The sequence below is a fragment of the Lyngbya aestuarii BL J genome, assembly GCF_000478195.2.
GTDB lineage: Bacteria > Cyanobacteriota > Cyanobacteriia > Cyanobacteriales > Microcoleaceae > Capilliphycus > Capilliphycus aestuarii.
Genome location: NZ_AUZM01000358.1, coordinates 1 through 469 on the forward strand (window position 1 = coordinate 1; position 469 = coordinate 469).

General features: G+C 42.4%; 1 protein-coding gene. It reads left to right on the forward strand.

Going from position 1 to position 469, the window contains the following annotated elements:
* Positions 1-139: 139 nt before the first annotated feature.
* The coding region (locus tag M595_RS28510) for a hypothetical protein (protein ID WP_023070012.1) at positions 140-469 on the forward strand (330 nt) is incomplete at its 3' end.

The following is a 469-nucleotide window of genomic DNA, read 5'->3' on the forward strand; positions in this document are numbered from 1 at the left end:
GCTCTTCCGATCTTAAAGCGATGAGATCAAAGCGCTGAGAACGATTAACTCATCAATACCTCGATCAAGCCAAACCTATAAAAGAGCATCTACTGATCAAAATTAGGAATTTAGTCGGTTAATCATTAACCTCATAACAATGCAAATTTTACGTCAGGTGAAAAAATATTTCCCTAGAAACTCTCTAAAAACTGAAACTATTTTGGGTCAAGCCGGGCTGGCGATGGTTGTCGGTTCGGGAATTTTGGGAACAACATTAATCCTATGGCAATTCATCCTCATTCAAGAGCCAATCACCCAGAGGGTACAATTGAGCTTAACAAGCTTAACATTGGGACTCGGAATATTACTCGGAGCGATCGCCACTCGATTCATCTCTCAGCGAAAAGTTAACGCGGAATTAGAGACTCACTCCGAGATCGATCCCGAACTTTCGACCACCCCGCCTCAGTGTCAACCTTTCATACAA